The 21,488-nt window shown below is 53.5% G+C and carries 17 protein-coding genes; 1 reads left to right on the forward strand and 16 read right to left on the reverse strand.

The features are described from left to right. Positions 1 to 21: 21 nt before the first annotated feature. The 14 genes from argT to AC6I8T_RS14700 all read right to left on the reverse strand — a co-directional run bounded on the left by argT (position 22) and on the right by AC6I8T_RS14700 (position 18,390). Complete coding sequence (gene argT / locus AC6I8T_RS14635; protein ID WP_208723908.1) at positions 22 to 804, reverse strand: lysine/arginine/ornithine ABC transporter substrate-binding protein ArgT; 783 nt, start codon at positions 802 to 804, stop codon at positions 22 to 24. Positions 805 to 1,079: 275 nt separating this feature from the next. Continuing rightward, complete coding sequence (locus tag AC6I8T_RS14640; RefSeq protein ID WP_021185096.1) at positions 1,080 to 1,649, reverse strand: UbiX family flavin prenyltransferase; 570 nt, start codon at positions 1,647 to 1,649, stop codon at positions 1,080 to 1,082. A 121-nt stretch (positions 1,650 to 1,770) separates the two neighbouring features. Further along, a complete protein-coding gene (locus tag AC6I8T_RS14645; RefSeq protein WP_208723907.1) occupies positions 1,771 to 4,158 on the reverse strand; it encodes an inverse autotransporter beta domain-containing protein in 2,388 nt (795 codons plus the stop codon). A gap of 558 nt (positions 4,159 to 4,716) precedes the next feature. Beyond that, positions 4,717 to 7,854: an inverse autotransporter beta domain-containing protein gene (locus AC6I8T_RS14650; protein WP_497834071.1), complete on the reverse strand. Its 3,138-nt coding sequence runs from the start codon at positions 7,852 to 7,854 to the stop codon at positions 4,717 to 4,719. A gap of 570 nt (positions 7,855 to 8,424) precedes the next feature. Further along, on the reverse strand, positions 8,425 to 9,942 hold the full coding sequence (purF, locus tag AC6I8T_RS14655; protein WP_021185100.1) for an amidophosphoribosyltransferase: 1,518 nt from the start codon (positions 9,940 to 9,942) through the stop codon (positions 8,425 to 8,427). A 36-nt stretch (positions 9,943 to 9,978) separates the two neighbouring features. After that, the gene (gene cvpA, locus AC6I8T_RS14660) at positions 9,979 to 10,464 is read right to left on the reverse strand and encodes a colicin V production protein (RefSeq protein ID WP_013509911.1); all 486 of its coding nucleotides are present in this window, start codon (positions 10,462 to 10,464) and stop codon (positions 9,979 to 9,981) included. Between the two features lie 252 nt (positions 10,465 to 10,716). Further along, the gene (gene dedD / locus AC6I8T_RS14665) at positions 10,717 to 11,457 is read right to left on the reverse strand and encodes a cell division protein DedD (protein WP_208723905.1); all 741 of its coding nucleotides are present in this window, start codon (positions 11,455 to 11,457) and stop codon (positions 10,717 to 10,719) included. Next, on the reverse strand, positions 11,447 to 12,715 hold the full coding sequence (folC, locus tag AC6I8T_RS14670) for a bifunctional tetrahydrofolate synthase/dihydrofolate synthase (protein WP_497834072.1): 1,269 nt from the start codon (positions 12,713 to 12,715) through the stop codon (positions 11,447 to 11,449). The genes dedD and folC overlap by 11 nt, the downstream gene beginning before the upstream one ends. A gap of 69 nt (positions 12,716 to 12,784) precedes the next feature. Beyond that, positions 12,785 to 13,693 carry an acetyl-CoA carboxylase, carboxyltransferase subunit beta gene (gene accD, locus AC6I8T_RS14675; RefSeq protein WP_013509914.1) on the reverse strand — a complete coding sequence of 303 codons (909 nt, stop codon included), beginning with the start codon at positions 13,691 to 13,693 and terminating at the stop codon, positions 12,785 to 12,787. Positions 13,694 to 13,825: 132 nt separating this feature from the next. Next, positions 13,826 to 14,488 carry a DedA family protein gene (locus tag AC6I8T_RS14680; RefSeq protein WP_021185103.1) on the reverse strand — a complete coding sequence of 221 codons (663 nt, stop codon included), beginning with the start codon at positions 14,486 to 14,488 and terminating at the stop codon, positions 13,826 to 13,828. 33 nt (positions 14,489 to 14,521) lie between these two features. Next, a complete protein-coding gene (gene truA / locus AC6I8T_RS14685; protein WP_021185104.1) occupies positions 14,522 to 15,328 on the reverse strand; it encodes a tRNA pseudouridine(38-40) synthase TruA in 807 nt (268 codons plus the stop codon). Beyond that, positions 15,328 to 16,338, reverse strand: coding sequence for an aspartate-semialdehyde dehydrogenase (locus tag AC6I8T_RS14690; protein WP_021185105.1), 1,011 nt, complete (start codon positions 16,336 to 16,338; stop codon positions 15,328 to 15,330). Before AC6I8T_RS14690 ends, truA begins: the two co-directional genes overlap by 1 nt. 86 nt (positions 16,339 to 16,424) lie before the next feature. Beyond that, a complete protein-coding gene (pdxB, locus tag AC6I8T_RS14695; RefSeq protein WP_208723903.1) occupies positions 16,425 to 17,558 on the reverse strand; it encodes a 4-phosphoerythronate dehydrogenase PdxB in 1,134 nt (377 codons plus the stop codon). Between the two features lie 52 nt (positions 17,559 to 17,610). After that, on the reverse strand, positions 17,611 to 18,390 hold the full coding sequence (locus AC6I8T_RS14700) for an AraC family transcriptional regulator (protein WP_021185107.1): 780 nt from the start codon (positions 18,388 to 18,390) through the stop codon (positions 17,611 to 17,613). 95 nt (positions 18,391 to 18,485) lie between these two features. Between AC6I8T_RS14700 and AC6I8T_RS14705 the strand changes: the two genes are divergently transcribed. Continuing rightward, positions 18,486 to 19,391: a DMT family transporter gene (locus tag AC6I8T_RS14705; RefSeq protein WP_208723902.1), complete on the forward strand. Its 906-nt coding sequence runs from the start codon at positions 18,486 to 18,488 to the stop codon at positions 19,389 to 19,391. On the opposite strand, the gene AC6I8T_RS14710 is transcribed toward AC6I8T_RS14705, so the two are convergent. Together AC6I8T_RS14710 and tctD are read right to left on the reverse strand one after the other, a co-directional pair. Next, positions 19,378 to 20,757 (reverse strand): sensor histidine kinase, encoded by a 1,380-nt coding sequence (locus AC6I8T_RS14710; RefSeq protein WP_208723901.1) that lies wholly within the window; start codon positions 20,755 to 20,757, stop codon positions 19,378 to 19,380. The two genes, AC6I8T_RS14705 and AC6I8T_RS14710, sit on opposite strands and share 14 nt — an antisense overlap. Further along, positions 20,748 to 21,419 (reverse strand): transcriptional regulator TctD, encoded by a 672-nt coding sequence (gene tctD, locus AC6I8T_RS14715; RefSeq protein ID WP_021185110.1) that lies wholly within the window; start codon positions 21,417 to 21,419, stop codon positions 20,748 to 20,750. The genes AC6I8T_RS14710 and tctD overlap by 10 nt, the downstream gene beginning before the upstream one ends. Between the last annotated feature and the right edge of the window lie 69 nt (positions 21,420 to 21,488).

Here is a 21,488-nt window from a genome sequence, read left to right on the forward strand (position 1 = left end):
AGTCTGGTCGACAGGTTTTACTCAGTCACCGTAAACATTAAAATCAAAATATTTCTTCGCAATCTTGTCGTAAGTACCGTCTTTACGCATCGCATCGAAGGCTTTATCGATAGCGGCTTTCAGGTCTGCATCATCTTTACGCAGGCCCATACCGGTGCCAACACCAAAGATTTTGTCATCTTTTACTGCCGGGCCAGCAAACGCGTAGTTTTTACCAACCGGCTGCTTCAGGAAGCCTTCGCTCGCCTGCACTTCATCCTGGAACGCCGCATCAATACGACCCGCGTTCAGGTCCTGGTAGACCAGGTCCTGGTTGGCGTACGGCGTGACCGTTACACCTTTCGGGCGCCAATATTCGTTAGCGTAGGTTTCCTGGGTGGTGCCCTGCAACAGGCCGATGTTTTTGCCTTTCAGCGATTCAACAGTCGGCTGAATGGTTGAACCTTTCGGTGCCACCAGACGGGCGTTGGCCGCATAGAGTTTTTCAGAGAAAGCAATCTCTTCCTGTCGTTTTTCAGTAATGGAGAGAGAAGAGATGATGGCATCAATCTTCTTCGCTTTCAGCGACGGGATCAGTGCATCGAAATCACTTTCTACATAGGTACATTTGGTTTTGATGCGTTTACAGATTTCGTTAGCCAAATCAATATCAAAACCCACTAACTGTCCTTGCGCGTTTTTTGATTCAAACGGCGGGTAAGTCGGGTCAGTCCCGATGCGTAGCGTATGCGGTACCGCCGCGAACACGCTCGCGGCGCTGGACATGGCCAGCATCAGAGAAAGAGCCAGAACTCGCTTTTTCATAGGTAACCCTCAAGTGAAGTGCTTTTTGTTATGTGCTGCGTGATGTGTTTGCGCTGATTAATGTGCATGTTTCATGCCAGTTATGCAAATTGGCGAAACGCTGTACAGGCGCACTAAATACTGCGTCCACCAGGGGCGCAAGCACTTAGTTTGTGAGGGAAATATAACAGCGAAGTGAGCAGGAAAAAGCGACATTGTTAACTTTTGGTGCATGAAATGCACGAAGAGTGATCGGACGCGATATTTTGCACCAATTTTGTGCGCAACTGCACCATTTAAGCGCCTTGCCAGCGGGTAAACAGATCCTGTGGCAACTCAATATCGAACTGATCCAGCACACGGTTGACCGTTTGATCCACCAGTTCTCCGATATTTTGTGGACGATGATAAAACGCCGGTACCGGTGGCATAATCACCGCACCCAGTTCTGCGGCGGTGGTCATCATACGCAAATGTCCAACATGGAGCGGTGTTTCACGCACACACAGCACCAGTTTGCGCTGTTCTTTCAGCACCACATCGGCGGCACGCGTCAGCAGGCTATCGCTGTAGCTGTGCACAATGCCGGACAGGGTTTTCATTGAACACGGCAGAATCGCCATGCCAAGGGTCTTGAAAGAACCGGACGAGATACTGGCGGCGATATCGCGCACATCATGCACCACATTGGCCAGCGCCTGCACATCGCGCAGATTAAAATCTGTTTCCAGCGCCAGCGTCTGCCGTGCCGCCTGGCTCATCACCAGATGGGTTTCCACCTCTGCCAGCGGTTGCAGCACCTGTAACAGTCGCACGCCGTAGATGGCGCCGCTGGCACCGGAAATACCAATGATGAGTCGTTTCATAATGATCTTGCTATGCAGGTAAACCCTAATCATAACCCGCAGCGAGAAAAGAAAACAAAAAAAGGTAATCGCCGAAGCGATTACCTTGCAGGATCAAAACATCTTTAATGACATGGGCTGATTAACAGCGAACAAACATAATTTTAGGTTTCGGACCGTCAACACGTTTGCCATTGATCATCACCTTCAACGTATAAGTGGTTGTTTTATAGTGCGGAGTAGCAATCGCCGCAGAGCCGCTTACGTTACCTTTTATATCGGTCTTGTTCTGGTTGAGAAGTTGGATATTGACCAATTTCCCTGCGGTATCTTCTACCGCCAGCACAGACACTTTCTCGCCAATAATCGGGTTTTCGAAGCGATCGCGCAGCGTGATGGTAAAGCCAGCCGGTTTACTCATCTGAACCGACCCGGCTTTTATTTTTCCGTCTGTGGTTTGGCTTTTCCAAATCTGAGCCGAATTGACATCGGCTATGACGGTAAAACGCTTCATTGCTACCGGTTTTTTCTCACCCGCAACACGCACGGTTACGCTGTAGTTACCCGCTTTTTTCTCTACCAGAGTTGCTGACACGTTACCCTGTGCATCAGTTTTCCCGTCATTCGCCGCAGCGATAGTTTTGCCATTTTGGTCGGTGAAGGTGATGATCGCATCCTTAACCGGTTTGCCATTAATATCCGTGGCTTTCACCGTAAAGGTGGCATTGCTGCCTGCGACAAATTTGTTTTCCTTGCTGACAAATGCCAGGTTGGTCACCTTAACCACTTCCGCTTCTTTGGCCTTTAACTTCAGGGTTTGCGGTTGTCCCAACTGTTGGTTGCCGTGATACAACGTCAACGTCACGATACCGTCTTCATGACCTGCGGTCAGATCCACCACGTAGTTGCCCTGCACCTTACCTAATTCACGGAACTGGCCGATGGTCACACGGGAACTGGCACGCATTTTCGTATCCAGCAACGTGGCTTCCAGACGCAGATTATCCGTTTCGTTACTGACCGGATTGCCATTTTTGTCTTTCAGATCAATCACCGCATGGGTCTGGTCAGTACCGTTAGCAATCAGCTCATCAGCACCCAGTTTCAGGGTGGATCTTAACGCATCGGGTTGTGCCGGTTGGGCGGGCTGTTCAGGCTGAGTTTGCTCCGCTTTTTCTACCGTAATCTGTACCTGGGCGCGTGGCGAGGCTTTCCCTTTGTTGTCATAAGCGATGGCGCTCAGGGTATAGTGGTTATCCGCACCCTCCTTATAAGTTGGCAACACCAGCGCCGAATTGGCGCCAGTACCGACAACTTTTCCGCCCGCTGCGACCAAGGCCGCGTCATCCCAGACAATTTTGTCCAGACCATGCTTAGCCCAGACGCTCACGCCAAGAGAATGTTGCGTGCCTTCAACGCCCTGAATCGCACTTGCCAGCGAGAAGGTGATCACCGTCTGCTCGCGATAGTCCATCACGATCTGGTTATTACGCGACACCAGATCGTAGCGCGAACCAGCCAGACTGCGCTGTGCGGCTACGGCTTCTGGTGACAGATGCCAGTCCAGAGAGCGGCCAAAATTCCAGTTCAGGTTCAGCCCTATGGTGGTGTCCTCTCCGCGCTGCATACTCATGCGATGTCCCGCATCAATCGTGACCAACGGAACCGGTGTCCAGTTTACCCCGACAGTCGCGACCGATGGATTATGCTGGAGACGATCACGGCTGATCAGTGCAACATTATCACCATAATATTGTTCATATTTTACTTTCGCACCGAGCTGCGGATAGACTGGCAACCAACTGGACAGCTCAATATCCCAGCCATTGGCTGGACGTTCGTCATGGTCGGCGATAAACCGCGAATCATGCCAGCCATTGAGTTTGAAATAGCCGTTGGCGTTCAGCCGCATGGCATCAGTCCCGACTTCAGCACCGATACCGATACGGCGGTTATTGCCGCTGAAATCGTTATCAAAAAAGACGTTATTACCCAACATCCAGCCATCAGCAAAATAACGCGCGCCAACACCGACGTTGCCGGTGGTGCGATCATCCGCGTGACGCACACCTAACTGGCTGAAAATCATGAAATCTTCACGACTGTTCCACAGCGGCAGCAGCACATCACCGGCATAGTTGTATTTTGCAAAATTTTTCGCCGAGCTGATGGCGACACGAGAAGAGCCGCCAAAGCCATTGAGCCACGCTTCCGCCTGTTTGCTGGCCAGCGAGTTCAGTTGGTCCTGGCCGAACTGGCGGGCATCGGTGGTTTTGTCGTTGGCTTTGACATCCGCCTTATTGGTTTTTGGTGCCTGTACGGTGGCGTGCGCCAGCGGCAACGTGGAGGCTTTTACGGCCGGAGCTGCCGGAATCCAGATGGTTTGCCCGGCACCTGCCGCCAGGAAAGCCGCTTTGTCACTCCATTCAAAGGAGTTAATTTCCCAGAGATGATCAACCATCAGGTTATTTTTGCGGGCAATATCCGCCACGCTCTCACCAGGCTGGAGTACGGTAGATTCAACCGCCATATCCTGATATTGCGTGCTCCTTGCATGAGCAACTCCGGTGACACCAACAGTTGAAATCGCGAGTTGCAAAAAAATCGCCGTATAAATAGCGGAATGCTTAAACTTCTTAAATCTCATTTATAAATAACCCAGCAAAGTGAAGACGCTTGTAATCATTAAGCAAGGGGCAAAATAATTTCCTCCTGTGCTTTTTTCGCCGGGCATTCTCTATTCAACTCGCAAAAAACGGTAATGAGATTTTTCACAGAAATTTATGATGAGTTTATCCTGAAATTCATTTCCTGATTTCCCGATATCACACTCCTGAAACCTGAACCATTAATATCTTTATCAAGAAAAAAACCAGTGGAAAAATGATCTACTACAAGAAGTCGCCAACAGGTCACAATAAAATTAACTTTTCGAGGCTGATAATAATGCAATTGGCGATAATTTTATTTTTTCTTTTTAATTAATAAAATAATAACAAAAATCAGCATATCCTCATTGCTACTTAACAGAAAAAAGGCAACCACCGGAGTGGTTGCCTTAAAGGAGAAGAGTGGACTCCCCTGCTATTTAATTGACATTGGTAAATTCCATCGTAGTGCTGGGACCATCAAGACGTTTACCGTCTATCATGACATACAGGTCGTAATAAGCATTCGACGACTGAGTATGCCCAGACAATGTTGCCTCACCAATGACCACACCATCCCCATTGGTTTTGTTGTTTACAATAGTAATTGTCGGCAAGATATCCGATCTTGGTTCCGCTACAACAGTTACCGTTTTGTTAATCAATGCATTTTGGAAGCGATCCTCCAAAGCAATGGCAAACGTTGCTGGTGTCACTGTTTCTACTCCAGCGGTTCCTACTCCTCTGTAAGTTCCCTGTGTGGACTCACCACTTACAACTCGTGCCGAAGCCATATCAGCTATCGCCATATAAGGTCTTTGTTGCATTACTTTACTATGGTCTTGAACACGAACGCCAAGGATCAGATTAGTTCCAACACTTTCTTTTTCTGGCATCCTCATCGTGGTAGACGCCTGACCTTGTGCATTAGTTTTAACCCTGTCGATAATGTTGTTCGCTTGATTAAAGAACTCAACCGTTACATCTGGAACCGGAATATCAAAGCTGTCAGTCACAACAACTGGGAAGTTTACTTCACTGCCAACAACGAATACCTGATCGTTATTCTCGAAGCGAATTGTGGCAGGCTCACTGGCTACGCGCTCCATCGTCACCGGTTTAACATTACCTTCAACACGCTTACCATCAATCATGGCATAAAGGTTATAGGTTACTGTGGTCTCTTCTACAGGGACCTGCAATGTCACCGTTCCGCTCACCTCACCATGTTCATTGGTCTTACCAGCGCCGTTCGCTGTAATTTTGATCTGATTACCATTTTGTTCCGCCTCAAAAACGACAGTTTGATAAATAAGTGGATTTTGGAACCGATCCTGCACTATGGCAGTAAAGGTTGCGGGTGTAATCATTTGTACTACACCATTATTTGTTTTAAATTTTCCAGCCGTGATCTCACTCTGAGCAACTTGCGCTGAAGCCACATCTGCCATCACCATATAAGGTTTATCAACCAAATATTTATCAGAGCCAGCAACACGAATGGCGATGTTATAGTGTTGCGCTTTTTCTTTCATCAGAGTTAAAGATACTTTGCCCTCTGCGTCAGTTATGCCGCCATTATCAGCAATGATGGCATTTCCCTCTCGATCATTAAACTCAAGGGCTGCACCTGAAACGGGCTTACCCTCGCTGTCAGTAGCAATGACGGTATAGGTAAAGCTCTGACCCGCAACAAATTGATTTTCAATAGAAGTGAAGTTAATTTGTGCAACATCTCCCGCATCAGATCCTTTCGCCTTCAACGTCAGTTCCAGATGACCCAATTGCGTGCTGCCATGATACATCGTCAGCATTACTACGCCGGCTTCAGTACCTGCGGTCAGATCCACCACGTAACGCCCTGAACCTTCTTCACGGAATTTGCCGACAGTCACACCGCTATTAGCTGCACGGGTCAGTTTATTCTGCATCTGCGCGTCCAGACGCAAATTACCGGCATTGCCACTAATAAGCTTGCCTTCTTTATCTTTCAGCTCGACCACCAACTCGGTTTTACTTGTACCATTGGCCACAAGTTGCCCATTGATGAGGGTCAAAGTGGTCTGTCCGGCATCCGGCTGGCCCGGCTGCTCAGGAATCTGCTCCGTTTTTTCTACCGTGATTTGTACCTGTGCACGCGGTGAAGCCTTGCCTTTGCTGTCGTAAGCTACCGCACTCAGGGTATAGCTGTTGTTCGCGCCATCTTTATAGGCGGGTAACACCAACGCCGAATTAGCACCTGTACCGGTAATTTTACCGCCCGCCGCCACCAATGCGGCATCGTCCCAGACAATTTTGCCCAAGCCATGCTTCGCCCAGACGCTGACACCCAGCGGCTGTGAAGTGCCTTCCACACCTTTGATCGCGCTCGCCAGTGAGAAGGTAATCACGGTCTGCTCACGGTAATCCATCACAATCTCGTTATTACGTGACACCAACTCATAGCGTGAACCCACCAGGCTGCGCTGATCGGCCACCGCTTCCGGCGAAAGGTGCCAGTCAAGTGATTGACCGAAGTTCCAGTTCAGGTTCAGGCCAACGGTGGTGTCTCCGCCACTCTGCATGCTCTTACGATGACCCGCGTCAACAGTCACCAGCGGTACCGGTGTCCAGTTCACACCCATCGTCACGGCTGACGGATTCTTTTGCAGGTTACTACGGCTCATCAACGCCACGTTGTCGCCATAGAATTGTTCGTATTTAACCTTACCTCCGAGCTGCGGATACATCGGCAGCCAGCTCGCCAATTCGATATCCCAGCCATTGGCTGGACGCTCATCATGATCCGCCAGCAATTTAGACTGATGCCAGCCGTTAAGTCCGTAGTAGCCGTTAGCAGCCAGACGCAGCGCTTCAGTCCAGATCTCAGCACCAAGACCAATACGACGGTTGTTACCGCTGAAATCGTTATCAAAGAAGACGTTATTACCCAGCATCCAGCCATCAACAAAATAACGTGAACCGAAGCCAATATTGCCGGTGGTACGTTCGTCAGCATGACGCGCGCCCAACTGGCTGAAGATCATAAAATCACGGCTGTCCCACAACGGTACCAGCACATCACCGGCATAGTTGTAGTTAGAGAAGTTCTTATCAGAGGAGATGGAAACCCGCGATGACCCACCAAAACCGTTCAGCCAGGACTCCGCTTGCTGGCCCGCCATCGAGTTGAGCTGGTTCTGACCGAATTGACGTGCATCGGTGGTTTTGTCATTTACTTTAACATCAGCCTGCTGTGCTGATTTATTCGCTTTTGTATCCTGCTGGGTCGCTCTTTCCAGCGGTAAGGCTGCTGCTTTGCCAGCCGGTATCCAGATAGCCTGACCGGCAGAAGCCGCCAGGAAAGTGGCTTTATCGCTGAACGCAAACGAGTTGATTTCCCACAGATGATCGACAGATACCTTATTGCGTTTTGCTACGTCTGCAACACTCTCGCCCGCTTTCAGCACCGTGGACTGCACCTTCATGTCCTGCTGCGTACTCGCTTGAGCAACAATGGGCATACCCAATGTCGAAACTGATAGCTGCATAAAAATTGCAGTATAAATAGCCGAGAGCTTAAATTTTTTAAATTGCATTAAGATTTACCCAGTGATTGAAAAACGCCTGAAAAATATCGCCCGGAATAAAAATCGCTGTTTTATTTCGAGCTTTACCGCAGCAAATTTTCAATGCAGTGAGAAAAAATCGTTAATGAGATTACGCGGAATAATTATGGATGAGAAAAATCGTCGCGAACAGGCTATTTTTCTCACTCATAAGCACATCGACAAGTAAAATCTCAAAAATCAGCCATTAACCATTTATGCCATTGATAATTAGGAATACAAGGCATAACAATCCTGATAAGAAACTGAAAATAAAACCTGTTCCCTTCTGAGTTATTAACAATATGGAAATGATATGTTTAAATTAATGTATGCTTTTTAATTAAACCCATCACTAAAAATCAGGGCAAGAAAAAAAGAATAATCAGGAATTAGTCATTCCCCAATCAAGGCTTATCAGTTTTTTACTACTGCAATTAAGAATAAATAGTCGGACAGGTGGCAATTAAACGCGCAGGAGAGAGGTGAGAAAAGTTAGCAGTGAAATTATTTGCAGAGTATGCCCGTTTTTAATCATCAATTAAAAACGGGCAATAAAACTTAACCTTCGTTATGCAGTTCCAGACCTTCAACCTCAGTCTGACGTGCAATGGCTTTCGCATCGTCGTTACGCAGTGACTGGAGGTAGTCCAGATAACGTTGGTCAACGTCTTTGGTGACATAAACACCGTTAAACACCGAACACTCGAACTGTGCGATATCCGGGTTCTCTTCGCGAACCGCTTCAATCAAATCGTCCAAATCCTGGAAAATCAGCGCGTCAGCTTTGATCAGCTGGCGAATCTCTTCCACTTCACGACCGTGAGCGATAAGCTCAGTTGCGCTCGGCATGTCGATACCGTAGACATTCGGGAAACGAATTTCCGGTGCGGCTGAAGCCAGATAGACACGCTTGGCACCCGCTTCACGCGCCATCTCGATAATCTGCTCAGAGGTGGTACCGCGCACGATGGAGTCATCCACCAGCAACACGTTTTTGTCACGGAACTCGGCACGGTTGGCGTTCAGCTTACGACGCACCGCGCTACGGCGCAGATGCTGACCCGGCATAATAAAGGTACGGCCCACGTAACGGTTTTTCACAAAACCCTGGCGATACGGTTTGTCGAGAATACGGGCGATTTCCAACGCCACATCGGTTGAGGTTTCCGGAATCGGAATCACCACGTCGATGTCGAGATCTTCCCATTCACGAGCAATTTTCTCACCCAGCTTGGTGCCCATACGGACGCGCGCGCTGTAGACCGAGATCTTATCAAGGAAGGAATCCGGACGCGCAAAGTAAACGTACTCGAACAGACACGGATTACTTTTCGGGTTCTCAGCACACTGGCGGGTCGAGAGTTGGCCCTGCTCGGTGATGTACACCGCTTCGCCCGGCGCTACGTCACGAATAAATTCAAAGCCCAGCGTATCCAGCGCGACGCTCTCGGACGCGACCATATACTCGGTGCGACCATCAGCAATCACGCGTTTACCCAGTACCAACGGACGGATACCGTTCGGGTCGCGGAAGGCCACCATACCGTGACCGATAATCATCGAAACCACCGCGTAAGCCCCGCGCACCTGCTGGTGCACCGCAGCCACTGCGGCAAAAATGTTGTCAGCTTCCAGCGGGTAATGCTGAAAACGGTCCAGCTCCTGCGCAAAAATGTTCAGCAGGATTTCGGAATCTGAGGTGGTGTTGACGTGACGGCGACCCACTTCGAACAGCTGTTTACGCAGCTCGTGTGCGTTAGTCAGGTTGCCGTTGTGCGCCAGTGTAATGCCATAAGGGGAGTTCACATAGAAAGGCTGCGCTTCAGAGGCGCTGGAGCTGCCTGCTGTCGGGTAGCGTACATGACCAATCCCGATGTTGCCCTGCAAACGCTGCATGTGGCGTGCTTCGAAGACATCGCTCACCAGCCCGTTGGCTTTGCGCAGACGAAAGCAGTTCAGCGCATCGATGGTACAAATGCCGGCGGCATCCTGCCCGCGGTGCTGTAGCACCGTTAACGCGTCATAGATCGACTGGTTTACTGGCATAAAACCGGTGATACCAACAATACCGCACATGTTGTCATTTCCTCATTAGCCGCACTCCCGATGGCGTCACCGGGGTAAAAAACTGGACGTGCTTTTCAGATAGTCGAAGAACCACCTGATGATGTAACTGAACTGGGGAATGAGTTGGGACTGCTGCCAGTCCGGGCTTTTCGAGAAGCCGGTGAATGTATCGAGGAAGAAGAGAATAGCGGCAACGATCAGCACGCCACGCAACGCCCCGAAACAGACCCCCAACACCCTGTCGGTTCCCGACAGACCGGTCTTTTCAACCAGCGTGCCGATCACATAGTTCACGATGGCACCCACAATCAGGGTGGCAACGAAGAGCACCGCGATAGCGATACCGTTGCGAACCAGTTCGTCGTCAAAACCTGTAAACCAGACTGCAAGGTAGGCGTAGTAGTGACTGGCGACAAAAAACGCGCATCCCCAGGTAACGAGAGATAAGGCTTCCCGGACAAACCCACGAACCAGGCTGACCAGGGCCGAAAAACCAACTACCGCAATAATGACGTAATCAATCCAGATCATGAACTCTTCCAGCGCCAGCGCGATTGCACCCCTGCATCCAGTTCGGGGCGCATTCTAACAGAAAAAGAAAACGTTTGCGTAGGGTTTTCCGGTTCTGCATCCATAAAAAGGGCGATGAAAAAAACTTTCCTCGCCCTGAGACAATTCAGTGCTGTAATTCACTGAAATATAGTAATTTTTAAGCCAACATCACGGTGAACACTCCGTGCTATGCCGCGCCTTTTTCAGCCATCGGCGCGGCTTATCAACGGTTTAGCGCGTGCTGTAGGGTTTCACCACTCCACCGAGTCCGGAGAGGTTTTTCAGTTCACCCAGCGCAGCTTGCATCTTCGCTTTTGAGGCATCAGGCCCGACGTAGATGCGGGTAATTTGCCCCTGAACCGGCGTGGATGGCACGGTAAATGCGCGATATCCCGACAGACGCAACTGCGCGACGATCTCATTCACTTTAGCCGCGTTTTTCAACGCACCGAGTTGGACCACATAAGCCTGGCCCGCCGGGGCTTCCGCTTCGCTCTGCTTCGGCGCTTCAACCGGTTTAGCGGTTTCTACTGGCTTCGGCTGCTCGACCGGCTTCGGTTCAACCGGTTTTGGTTTCGGCTGCTCCACCGGTTTCGGCTTAGGTTGCTCGACCGGTTTCGGTTTCGCAGTCTGCACCGGCGCACTCTGGTGCACTGGCGGAGGTGTCACTACCGTGGGTTCGTTGTTCTCCACTGGCTGCGCGCTGCCAGACTCGACCGGGGTGGTGGTTTTACCACTGGCTTCGCTTTGCGCCGCACCTGCGCCTTCCGGCGGCTGGGCAGGCAGCGACTGCGTCACCGGGGGCACCATCTCACTGTCCTGCTGATCATCCGGTTTTGGCACCAGCGGAATTGCAGCGAATTCCTCTTTGTAGTGCTTTTTCTTGCCATCCAGCAGGCCTGGTAACACGATGACGCCAACCGCCACCAGGATTACCGTGCCCACTAAACGGTTCTGAAACTTACTTGCCACTGCCGTTCTCCGCTGCCATCGATTCCATTACCTGTGCTACGGTGTGGAAAGAACCACACACCAGAATCACATCCTCGGGCCGAGCCTGCTGACGCGCAGCCTGCCATGCTGAGTCTACGGTCGCAAATGCCTCACCGCTTGCCAGGTGAGCAATCAACTGCTCCGCCGTCGCACCACGCGGGCCGTCAAGCGGTGCGCAGTACCAGCTATCCACCTGTGGTGCCAGCGCCGCCAGTGTCCCGGCGATATCTTTATCATGCAGCATCCCGACCACCGCATGAACCTTACCGGTACGCGGCAATTCAGCCAGACGTGAAGCCAGATAATAAGCGGCATGGGGATTATGCGCCACATCGAGGATCACACGCGGCGAGGTGCTTACCGTCTGAAAACGGCCTGGTAAAATCGCCAGCGGCAGATGCTGGCGAATGAGCGCTTCGCTTACCGATAAGCCCGAGGCGCGCAACGCAATGAGCGCGGTGGCGGCATTGGGGAGCGGCACCTGTGGCAGGGGAAGATCGCGCAATTCGCCCTGCGCATCCTGCAAACTCCAGCTCTCGCCCTGCTGCTGCCATTGCCAGTCACGGTTACGCTGCAACAACAGCGCGCCCTTCTCTGCTGCAACCTCGGCAATGGTGTGCGGCATATCGGGCTCACCCACCACTGCGGGTTTCCCACCACGAAACACGCCTGCTTTCTCGCGGCCAATGCTTTCGCGGTCCGGTCCCAACCAGTCGGTATGATCCAGTGCGATGCTGGTGATAACGGCGATATCCGCATCAACGATATTGGTGGCATCCAGTCGCCCACCGAGACCGACTTCAAGGATCACCACATCAAGCCCGGCAGCACGAAACAGATTGAGTGCCGATAAGGTACCGAATTCGAAGTAGGTCAGGGAAATATCGCCACGTCCGGCTTCAATCTCGGCAAAGCTGGCGCTGTGCAACGCTTCATCCAGCTCCGCGCCCTGGACGCGCACCCGCTCGGTGTAGCGCACCAGATGTGGTGAGCTGTAGACGCCCACGCGGTATCCCGCCGCCATCAACAGGGTTTCCAGCGTACGGCAGGTGGTGCCTTTGCCGTTAGTCCCGGCAACGGTGAAAACAAATGGCGCGGGTTTGAGCAGGTCAAGACGTGAAGCGACGCGTTGAATACGATCCAGCCCCAGTTCAATGGGCTGAGAATGCAGGTGTTCAAGATAATGAAGCCACGTAGCTAAAGGCGACGTGGCTTGGGGAAGGTGAAGAGTGTCCATGTGTCCCGTTAACTAACTTTATACGGTGCATTGGTGAAAAGGCGCATTTCTGCGCCTTTCCGTTGCCTGTCAGGCCTCGTTGCTCTCCGGCTCAGCCGCAATCGGCTGATCACCATCCTGCAGCGGCGCTGGCAGGTTCATCATTTTCGCCAGCAGGCTGGCCAGCTTAAAGCGCATCTCCGGACGACGGATGATCATATCGATCGCGCCTTTTTCGATCAGGAATTCACTGCGCTGGAAGCCCGGCGGCAGTTTTTCACGTACGGTTTGTTCGATAACACGCGGACCGGCAAAACCGATCAACGCTTTCGGTTCCGCCACGTTGAGATCGCCCAGCATCGCGAAGCTGGCGGAAACGCCACCCATGGTCGGGTCAGTCAGTACCGAGATATACGGCAGACCGCGTTCCTGCATTTTCGCCAGTGCGGCACTGGTTTTCGCCATCTGCATCAGCGACATCAGCGCTTCCTGCATACGCGCACCGCCACTGGCGGAGAAGCAGATCAGCGGGCAATTATCTTCCAGCGCCTGCTCAACCGCACGCACAAAACGCGCACCAACCACTGAACCCATTGAGCCGCCCATAAAGGAGAACTCAAACGCCGCAGCCACGATCGGCATACCGTGCAGTTGGCCTTTCATGACGATCAGAGCGTCTTTCTCGTCAGTCTCTTTCTGAGCCGCCGCCAGACGATCTTTGTACTTCTTCGAGTCACGGAACTTCAACAGATCCTTGGGTTCCAGCTCGCTACCTAATTCTACCAGCGTTCCTTCATCCAGCAGGCTATGCAGGCGCTCACGGGCGTGCATGCGCATGTGATGGTCGCACTTCGGGCAGACCTCAAGATTACGCTCCAGCTCGGCGCGATACAGCACCTGGCCACAGCTGTCGCACTTGGTCCAGACCCCTTCCGGGATGTTGGCGCGGCGCGTCGGCGTAATATTGCTTTTGTTAAGTATGCGTTCAATCCAGCTCATTGATGACCTTTCTGTTTAAAACCGACCTGGTCCAGTCTTCTCATTGCTGCTGAAATCACCTTCAGCAGGCCGTAAATGTCGCTCATTAAACCACAACCGCTTCTCGCTGTGGATAAAAATCTGGTTTTGGGCTTACTGGGATTTCTGCTGACGTGCCTGACGACGATGACGCCAGACTTCAATCACGCCTGGCAGGATCGACACCACGATAATCGCGACGATCAGCAGTTTCAGGTTCTCCTGCACCACCGGCAAATCACCAAACAAGTAACCGGCGTAAGAGAACAACAACACCCACAGCAGCGCACCCGCAACGTTAAAGAGCGCGAAGTGACGATAGGACATGTGTCCCATCCCTGCCACAAAGGGGGCAAAGGTTCGCACGATTGGTACAAAGCGCGCAAGTATTATGGTTTTACCACCGTGGCGCTCGTAGAACGCATGGGTCTTATCCAGATAGCTGCGGCGGAAAATCTTTGAATTGGGATTGCTGAACAGCTTCTCGCCAAACAGACGACCAATGGTGTAGTTAACGGCATCACCGAGAATGGCCGCAATCACCATCAGGGCCACCATCATATGCACATTGAGGTCATTACTCGGCAGTGCGGCCAATGCGCCAGCAACAAACAGCAAAGAATCACCCGGCAGGAACGGCGTGACCACCAGACCGGTTTCGCAGAACAGAATCAGGAACAAAATGGCATAAATCCAGATACCGTACTGCGCCACCAGTTCGGCCAAATGCACATCAATATGCAGAATAAAATCGACGATAAAATGGATGAACTCCATAAAGCCAGGCTCCTTACATCCTTCGAGTAACAATTAATCCGCGAGGAACAGTGGTCCCAGCGCAGGCTGAGGTAACGCAAAGTGGGACGGATAATCCACCGCCACCAGATACAACCCCTCGGCTCTGGCGGTCGCTGCGGCAAGGGTGCGATCTTTCGCGGCCAACAACGTTGCCATCCAGGTTTCAGGCTGATTACCGCAGCCAATTTCCATCAGGCTGCCAACGATGTTGCGCACCATGTGGTGTACAAACGCATTCGCTTTGATATCCACAATCACGTACGGTCCCTGACGCGTAACGTTAAGATGCATCACATTACGCCACGGGGTACGTGACTGACACTGCACGGCGCGAAATGAGGTGAAATCATTTTCGCCCAGCAGGCATTGTCCGGCGCGCTGCATTTTTTCTGCATCCAGCGGATGATAAAAGTGCGTCACGCCGCTGCCCAAAATCGCCGGACGCAGCCGCTGGTTATAAATAACATAACGGTAGCGACGCGCTGTAGCGCTGAAACGAGCATGAAACTCATCCGGCACCGCTTTAACCCAACGCACGGCGATATCCGGCGGCAGGTTGGCATTGACGCCCAACGTCCAGGCACCCTCGGCACGCTGAGAAGTGGTTTCAAAATGCACCACCTGCCCGGTGCCATGTACCCCGGCATCGGTACGTCCGGCGCAAAACACGCTAACCGGATGGTTAGCGACTTTCGACAGCGCTTTTTCCAGCTTTTCCTGCACGCTGCGCACTTCCTGCTGCCGCTGCCAGCCATAATAACGGCTGCCGTCGTACTCAATACCCAGCGCCAGCTTATGCGTGTTACCTTCAGACAACATTAATACAGATACTCCTGCACCAGCTTCTCAGCGGTTTTGACCGCCATCAGCGCGCCGCCGAAGCGGATGTTGTCAGCCACTGACCAGAATTGCAGCAGCTCTGGGATACCGTAATCGTTACGCACGCAGCCAACGCTCAATTCGCCGTTGCCGGACGCATCCTGCACCTGAGTCGGATAATCGCCTTCGTCGCTCAGACGGATATCCTCGGCACGCGCCAGTTCATCTCGCGCTTCTTCAGCAGACAAGGGGCGCAGATTTTCCACATGGACGATCTGCGCATTGCCGTAAAATACCGGGGCCTGCACGCTGCTCACCGCAATCGGTAAGCCTTCGTCCTGTAACACTTTGCGCACCTGATCCACCAGACGACGTTCGCTCTCCACGCTGCCGTTGCTGTCCACCTGCTGTGGCAGCAGGTTAAACGCCAGCTGACGACCATAATAATGTTCATCCGCCGGTACGCCGTTGAGCAGACGCGCGCTCTCGCCCGCCAGCGCATCCACCGCGCTCTTACCATCGCTGGAGACTGACATCAGGTTTGTTACCTGCAAACGCCCCAGACCGGCAGCATCCACCAGCGGTTTGATGGCGCTTAACAGCTGGCTGACCAGGCTATCCGCCACACAGATGATGTTGCGGTTGCGGTAATCCGCCAGCACCTGGGGATTCACATCCGGCACCACCAATGGCACATCCGGCTCCAGCGCGAACAGATCGCTGCTGTCGATCACCAGGCAGCCCTGGCTGGCGGCTTCTTCGGCGTAACGCGCCGAGGCGCTGCGACCGGCAGCGAAAAAGGCCAGTTGCGCCTGCGACCAGTCAAATTCCGCCGCATCTTGTACCCGCACCGAACGCCCCTCGAAACGCAGAGTTTCGCCTGCGCTGTTCTCGCTCGCCAGCAGATATATCTCACCAACCGGGAACTGGCGTTCCGCCAGCAGTTCCAGTACAGCGTTCCCTACTGCGCCTGTCGCGCCCAATAGCGCAATATTCCAGCCGTCAGACATGTTGGTTTACTCCAGACAATGACATAAAAACAGAAGGCGGTGATCTTCACCGCCCAGGAATTAAGATTTATCCCGCCAGGGTCAGGTTAACTGTGCTGCAAACTGGCACGGAAACCGAGTTGATTCAGCATCGCTGCCGCCTCTGCATCATCACAGATCACCTGCAACGACGACCATTCGCGGCGCTCCTCATATTGCTTACGCAGGCGGTCAAACTCACCTGGTAGCGCAGCCACTTTACGCAGCGGCGCATCATCGCGGCGCACATCATACACCAGGTGCACCAGACGTTTCAGCGTCGGCTGATCGAGCTTGCCGTGTAAGGTAATGCGACCAAACTCTGGCGCAGGCAGCAGGCTATCCAACGGCACCTGTTGCGGCTGACCGAGGAATGCGCACCAGGCTTCAAACACCTGCGTGGTACCGCGTGCCTTCCCTTCCAGGGTATAACCGGCGATATGGGCGGTGGCGATATCAACTTTATCCAGCAGGTCCAGCGACAGCTCCGGTTCCGGCTCCCACACATCCAGCACCACGCTGAGATCCTGGCGTACTTTCAATACTTCCAGCAGCGCGGCGTTATCCACCACCGGACCACGGCAGGCATTGATCAGGATGGTGTTGGGTTTCAGCGCCATCAACAGCGCAGTATCGGCCAGATGCCAGCTTTTATACGGACCGTCTTTAAACAATGGCGTGTGGAAGGTCAGGATATCCGCCTGTGCCACCACCTCATCCAGCGAGCGAAAATCTTCCGCATCGCCACGATCGGCACGCGGCGGATCGCACAACAGGGTTTTCACCCCCCAGGCCTGTAAACGTTTGTGCAGACGGCCACCGACATTACCGACACCGACAATCCCCACGGTACGATCGCGCAGCGCAAAACCATCACGTTCCGCCAGCAACAACAGCGAGGAGAAGACATATTCCACCACCGCGATGGCGTTGCAGCCCGGTGCTGCCGAGAACGCGATTCCTGCATCAGCCAGTGAGGCCTCATCGATATGGTCGGTGCCTGCCGTCGCAGTGCCAACAAATTTCACCGGTGTTCCTGCCAGCAGCGCGGCATTAACTTTCGTGACCGAGCGCACCATCAACCCGCTGGCATCCGCCAGTTCGGCTTCCGGTAACGGACGCCCCGGCACCGCCAGCACCTCACCGGTGCGGCTAAAGAGTTCACGGGCGTACGGCATATTTTCATCGACGAGAATTTTCACCACGGCTGTCCTGTAAATTCGCAAGGGCCATATTCTGGCACAAAGCCTTTGATTAACCTAACCGGCTGCGATAGCGATCCGGTGTTGTGCCCGCCTGATGCTGAAACATCACAATCAGCGCCGAAGCGGAGCTGTAGCCCAGCTCATGGGCGATGGCCTGCACGCTGATGCCCTGCTCCAGCAGGGTGATAGCGCGTAAAAAACGCAGGCGCTGCCGCCACTCGCTAAACGACATATTCAGCTGCTGCTGACAACGTCGCGCCAGCGTACGCTCGGTGGTAAACACGCGCTTCGCCCATTGTGCCAGCGTGGTGTTATCACCGGGGTGTGCCTGCAAGGCGTGCAGGATCGGAGCGAGCAGTTTGTCATTCGAGCCAGGCAGGTAACTTTTATGTACCGGCGCAAGACGTAGCCGATCCACTAAAACCTCACACAAACGCCAGTCTGCTGCGCTGTGCGGCTGCTCCAGCTCACGCCGGGCAAACTCGTCCATAATGGCATGAACAATGGCATCAACATTGAGCAGGCAGGCCTGTTGGGGTAAGCCGTCGCACAAATCCGCCGCCAGATTGAACGTGCGGAACAGCGACTGACGATGGTTATAGCTGCTGTGGCGCTGGCCCGAAGGGATCCAGATCGGCATATCTGCTGGCGTCAGCAGGCGTTCCCCTTCCACCTCCATCTCCAGTACATGGCTTTTAACGAAAATCACCTGTCCCCAGGCGTGGGCGTGCGGCAGATATTCGGTTTTAGCATTGGCCTGTTCGAAACGCATAAAGTAGCGCAGCTGCGAGGCATCGACGGGTGGCTGATACTCAACCTGTAAATTCATTCTGTCCGGTCATTAATGATTTTTGTCCGATTTTAGTTATCTGTTCTAAACCGGTCAAACGTAAACTGTTCGCGTTTACTTTCAGGAGCTGTACGATGAACTTTCTGTTTCCGCTGGTGGCGGTGCTGATTTGGTCAATCAACACCATCGTGAGCAAACTCTCCGCCGGTAGCATCGATCCTGCCGCGATCTCGTTTTATCGCTGGATTCTGGCGCTGGCGGTGTTGACCCCGTTTGCGCTACCGGGTGTCTGGCGTCATCGTCGCCAGATTGTTGCCAGTAGCGGGCGTTTACTGATCCTCGGCCTGCTCGGCATGGTGCTGTATCAAAGCCTTGCCTATTATGCGGCGCACAGCGTGTCGGCGGTCATGATGGGGATTCTGGGCGCGACTATTCCACTGCTGACCATTCTGCTCAGCCTGGTGGTGTTGCGCCTGGCACCGACGCGCGGCATTTTGTTTGGCGGGCTGTTGTCGTTTGTCGGTCTGGTGTGGCTGGTAAGCGCCGGAAATCCGGCGCAACTGCTGAATCAGCGCCTCGGCAACGGGGAGTTAATGATGCTGGCGGCGTCAACTTCATACGCGTTGTACGGTGTGCTCACCAAACGTTGGGCAATCCCGTTGCCCACCTGGCAAAGCCTGTATGTGCAGATTTTCTTTGGTGTGTTGTTGCTGTTGCCCGGTTTTCTGCGCGCGCCCGATGTGTCACTCAACACGCACAATATCCCACTGGTGCTGTTTGCCGGGCTGTTCGCGTCGATCATCGCCCCCTTCCTGTGGATCCTCGGCGTGCAGCGTCTGGGCGCCAGTACCACCAGCATCTTTATGAATTTTGTGCCGGTGTTTACCGCCATCATTGCCGTGTTGTTCCTGCATGAACAACTGCATGCATATCACTGGATTGGCGGCGGCATGACGCTGGTGGGGGTGATTCTGGCACAACGCCTGCGTACGCCACTGCGCCGCGCCCGCGCCGTGACGCCCCCCGTCAGCGGAAACTGATGGTCACCCGTAGCCCGCCCAACTGCGGGCTACGATCCAGAGTCAACTGCGCCCCGTGCCAGGTGCAGATATCCTTCACCAGCGCCAGCCCGATCCCCGCACCAGGCTGCTGCTGACCATGATCCAACCGGGAAAACGGTTGCAGCGCCTGCTGCTGATACGCTTCCTCAATCCCCGGACCGCTGTCTTCAATCTCCAGCCCCATCGCACTGATTCTTGCCGTGACGGTGCCGTGCGCCGGTGTGTACTTGATGGCATTATCCAGTAAATTGGCGCACAACTCCGCCAGCAGCAACACGTCGCCCTGCACCTCGAGCTGACTGGCCCCTTCATACCCCAGATCGATCTGTTTATGCCGCGCCGCCGCATAGCCGCTTAAACACGCCTGCTGCACAATCGCCGCCAGATCAACACGCGCCATTGCTTTATCTTCACCGTGGCGCGCCTTGATCTGCGCCAGTTGCAACAACCGGTCGGTTAACTGAACGGTGTCATCCAGCGTGTGGCGCATGCCTTGCAGGCTTTCGCGCCATTGCTGTGGATCGTCACTGTTCAACGCCACCCCCACCTGCGTTTTCAGAATAGTAAGCGGAGTGCGTAATTGGTGTGAAACATCAGCGCTGAAGCGTTCCTGGCGTGCCAGCAGGCCGCGTAAACGCTCCAGATGACGGTTGAAGGCGATGATGAGCGGTTGTAGCTCCGACCACGGCAGCAGCGACGGCAGCGGCGTCAGTTCACCGGGAGCACGCCGCAACACCAGTCGCGACAAGCGCCGCAGCGGCCGCAACACCTTGCGCAGCAGCCACCCCGCCAACAGCAAGGTTATCAGCACCAGAATACTTTGGCTGATCAACGCCGTACGTAGCAAGCCTTCCGCAAAGGCATGGCGTGAATTGAGCGTCTCCGCCACCAGCACCAGCGCCATGCCCTGCACGCCCTCGTCACTAACCGGTTGCCACAGGGCAGCAACACGAATCGGTTGCAGGTGATAACGCGCGTCATAGAAATGCACCAGCGCCGGAAAGGCGTCCGATCGCGGGGCCGTCGCGGGTAACGGGGGGAGATCATCGTAACCGGACAGCGTCTCCCCCTCTGGCGAGATCACCTGATAGAACAACTGGTCATTCATATTGCGTTCAAAGCTATCCAGCACCACCCAGGGGACATCGACGCGAATACGCTTTTCCCGCACTTCCAAGCGTTCCGCAACGGTCCTTGCCGAGGCCAGCAGGGAGCGGTCATAAGCCTGATTCGCAGCATGCAACGCGCTTTGATAGTGGGTGTAGACCGATAATCCCCACAGCAGCAACAGCGGGACCCCCAGCCACAACAACAACTCGCCGCGTAATGAGTGGATCAACCGCATTGCTGGCACTCAAGGCTGTAACCTAATCCGCGCAGCGTCACGATCGCCACATCGCTGCCCGCCAGTTTTTTGCGTACCCGATGGACATATAACTCAATCGACTCCTGACTGGCTTCATCACACAGCGTAAAGGTCTGTTCATACAGATGTTGGCGGGATACCGGATGACCCGGTCGGCGCATCAGGGTCGTCAGCACACTCGCTTCGCGCGGCGTCAGGCGCAGCGGTTTACGGTTCAACATGAAGCAGCCCTGGTTATCCCGCTCCAACTGACCAATCACCTGTGATTGCGCTAACTGCCCCTGGCCGCGCCGCAGCAAAGCGCGCAAGCGCGCCTCCAGCTCATCCAGCTCAAAAGGTTTGGTGAGATAATCATCTGCACCGGCATTCAAACCCTGAACCCGTTGCGCCAACGCGCTACGGGCAGTCAGCAGCAGAACCGGCACTTTCTGCTCACGTCGACGCAAACGCGCCAGGACTTCCAGACCATTCATCCGCGGCAACGTCACATCCAGCACCACCAACGCATACTCTTCGGTTTGCAGAACATGATCTGCCGCCACGCCATCGGCGACCCAATCAACCGCAAATCCTTTTTGCGTCAGCGCTTTTTGCAACCAACCCGCCAGCTCAACCGTGTCTTCCACCAGTAAGAGACGCATGTCACACCCCGCCATTTTTCCCGATGAATGAAAGGTAAATGAAAGGCTCGGGCCTTAACAATTCATTAA

Source organism: Pantoea sp. X-Soil-OKNW-556 (genome assembly GCF_059730695.1).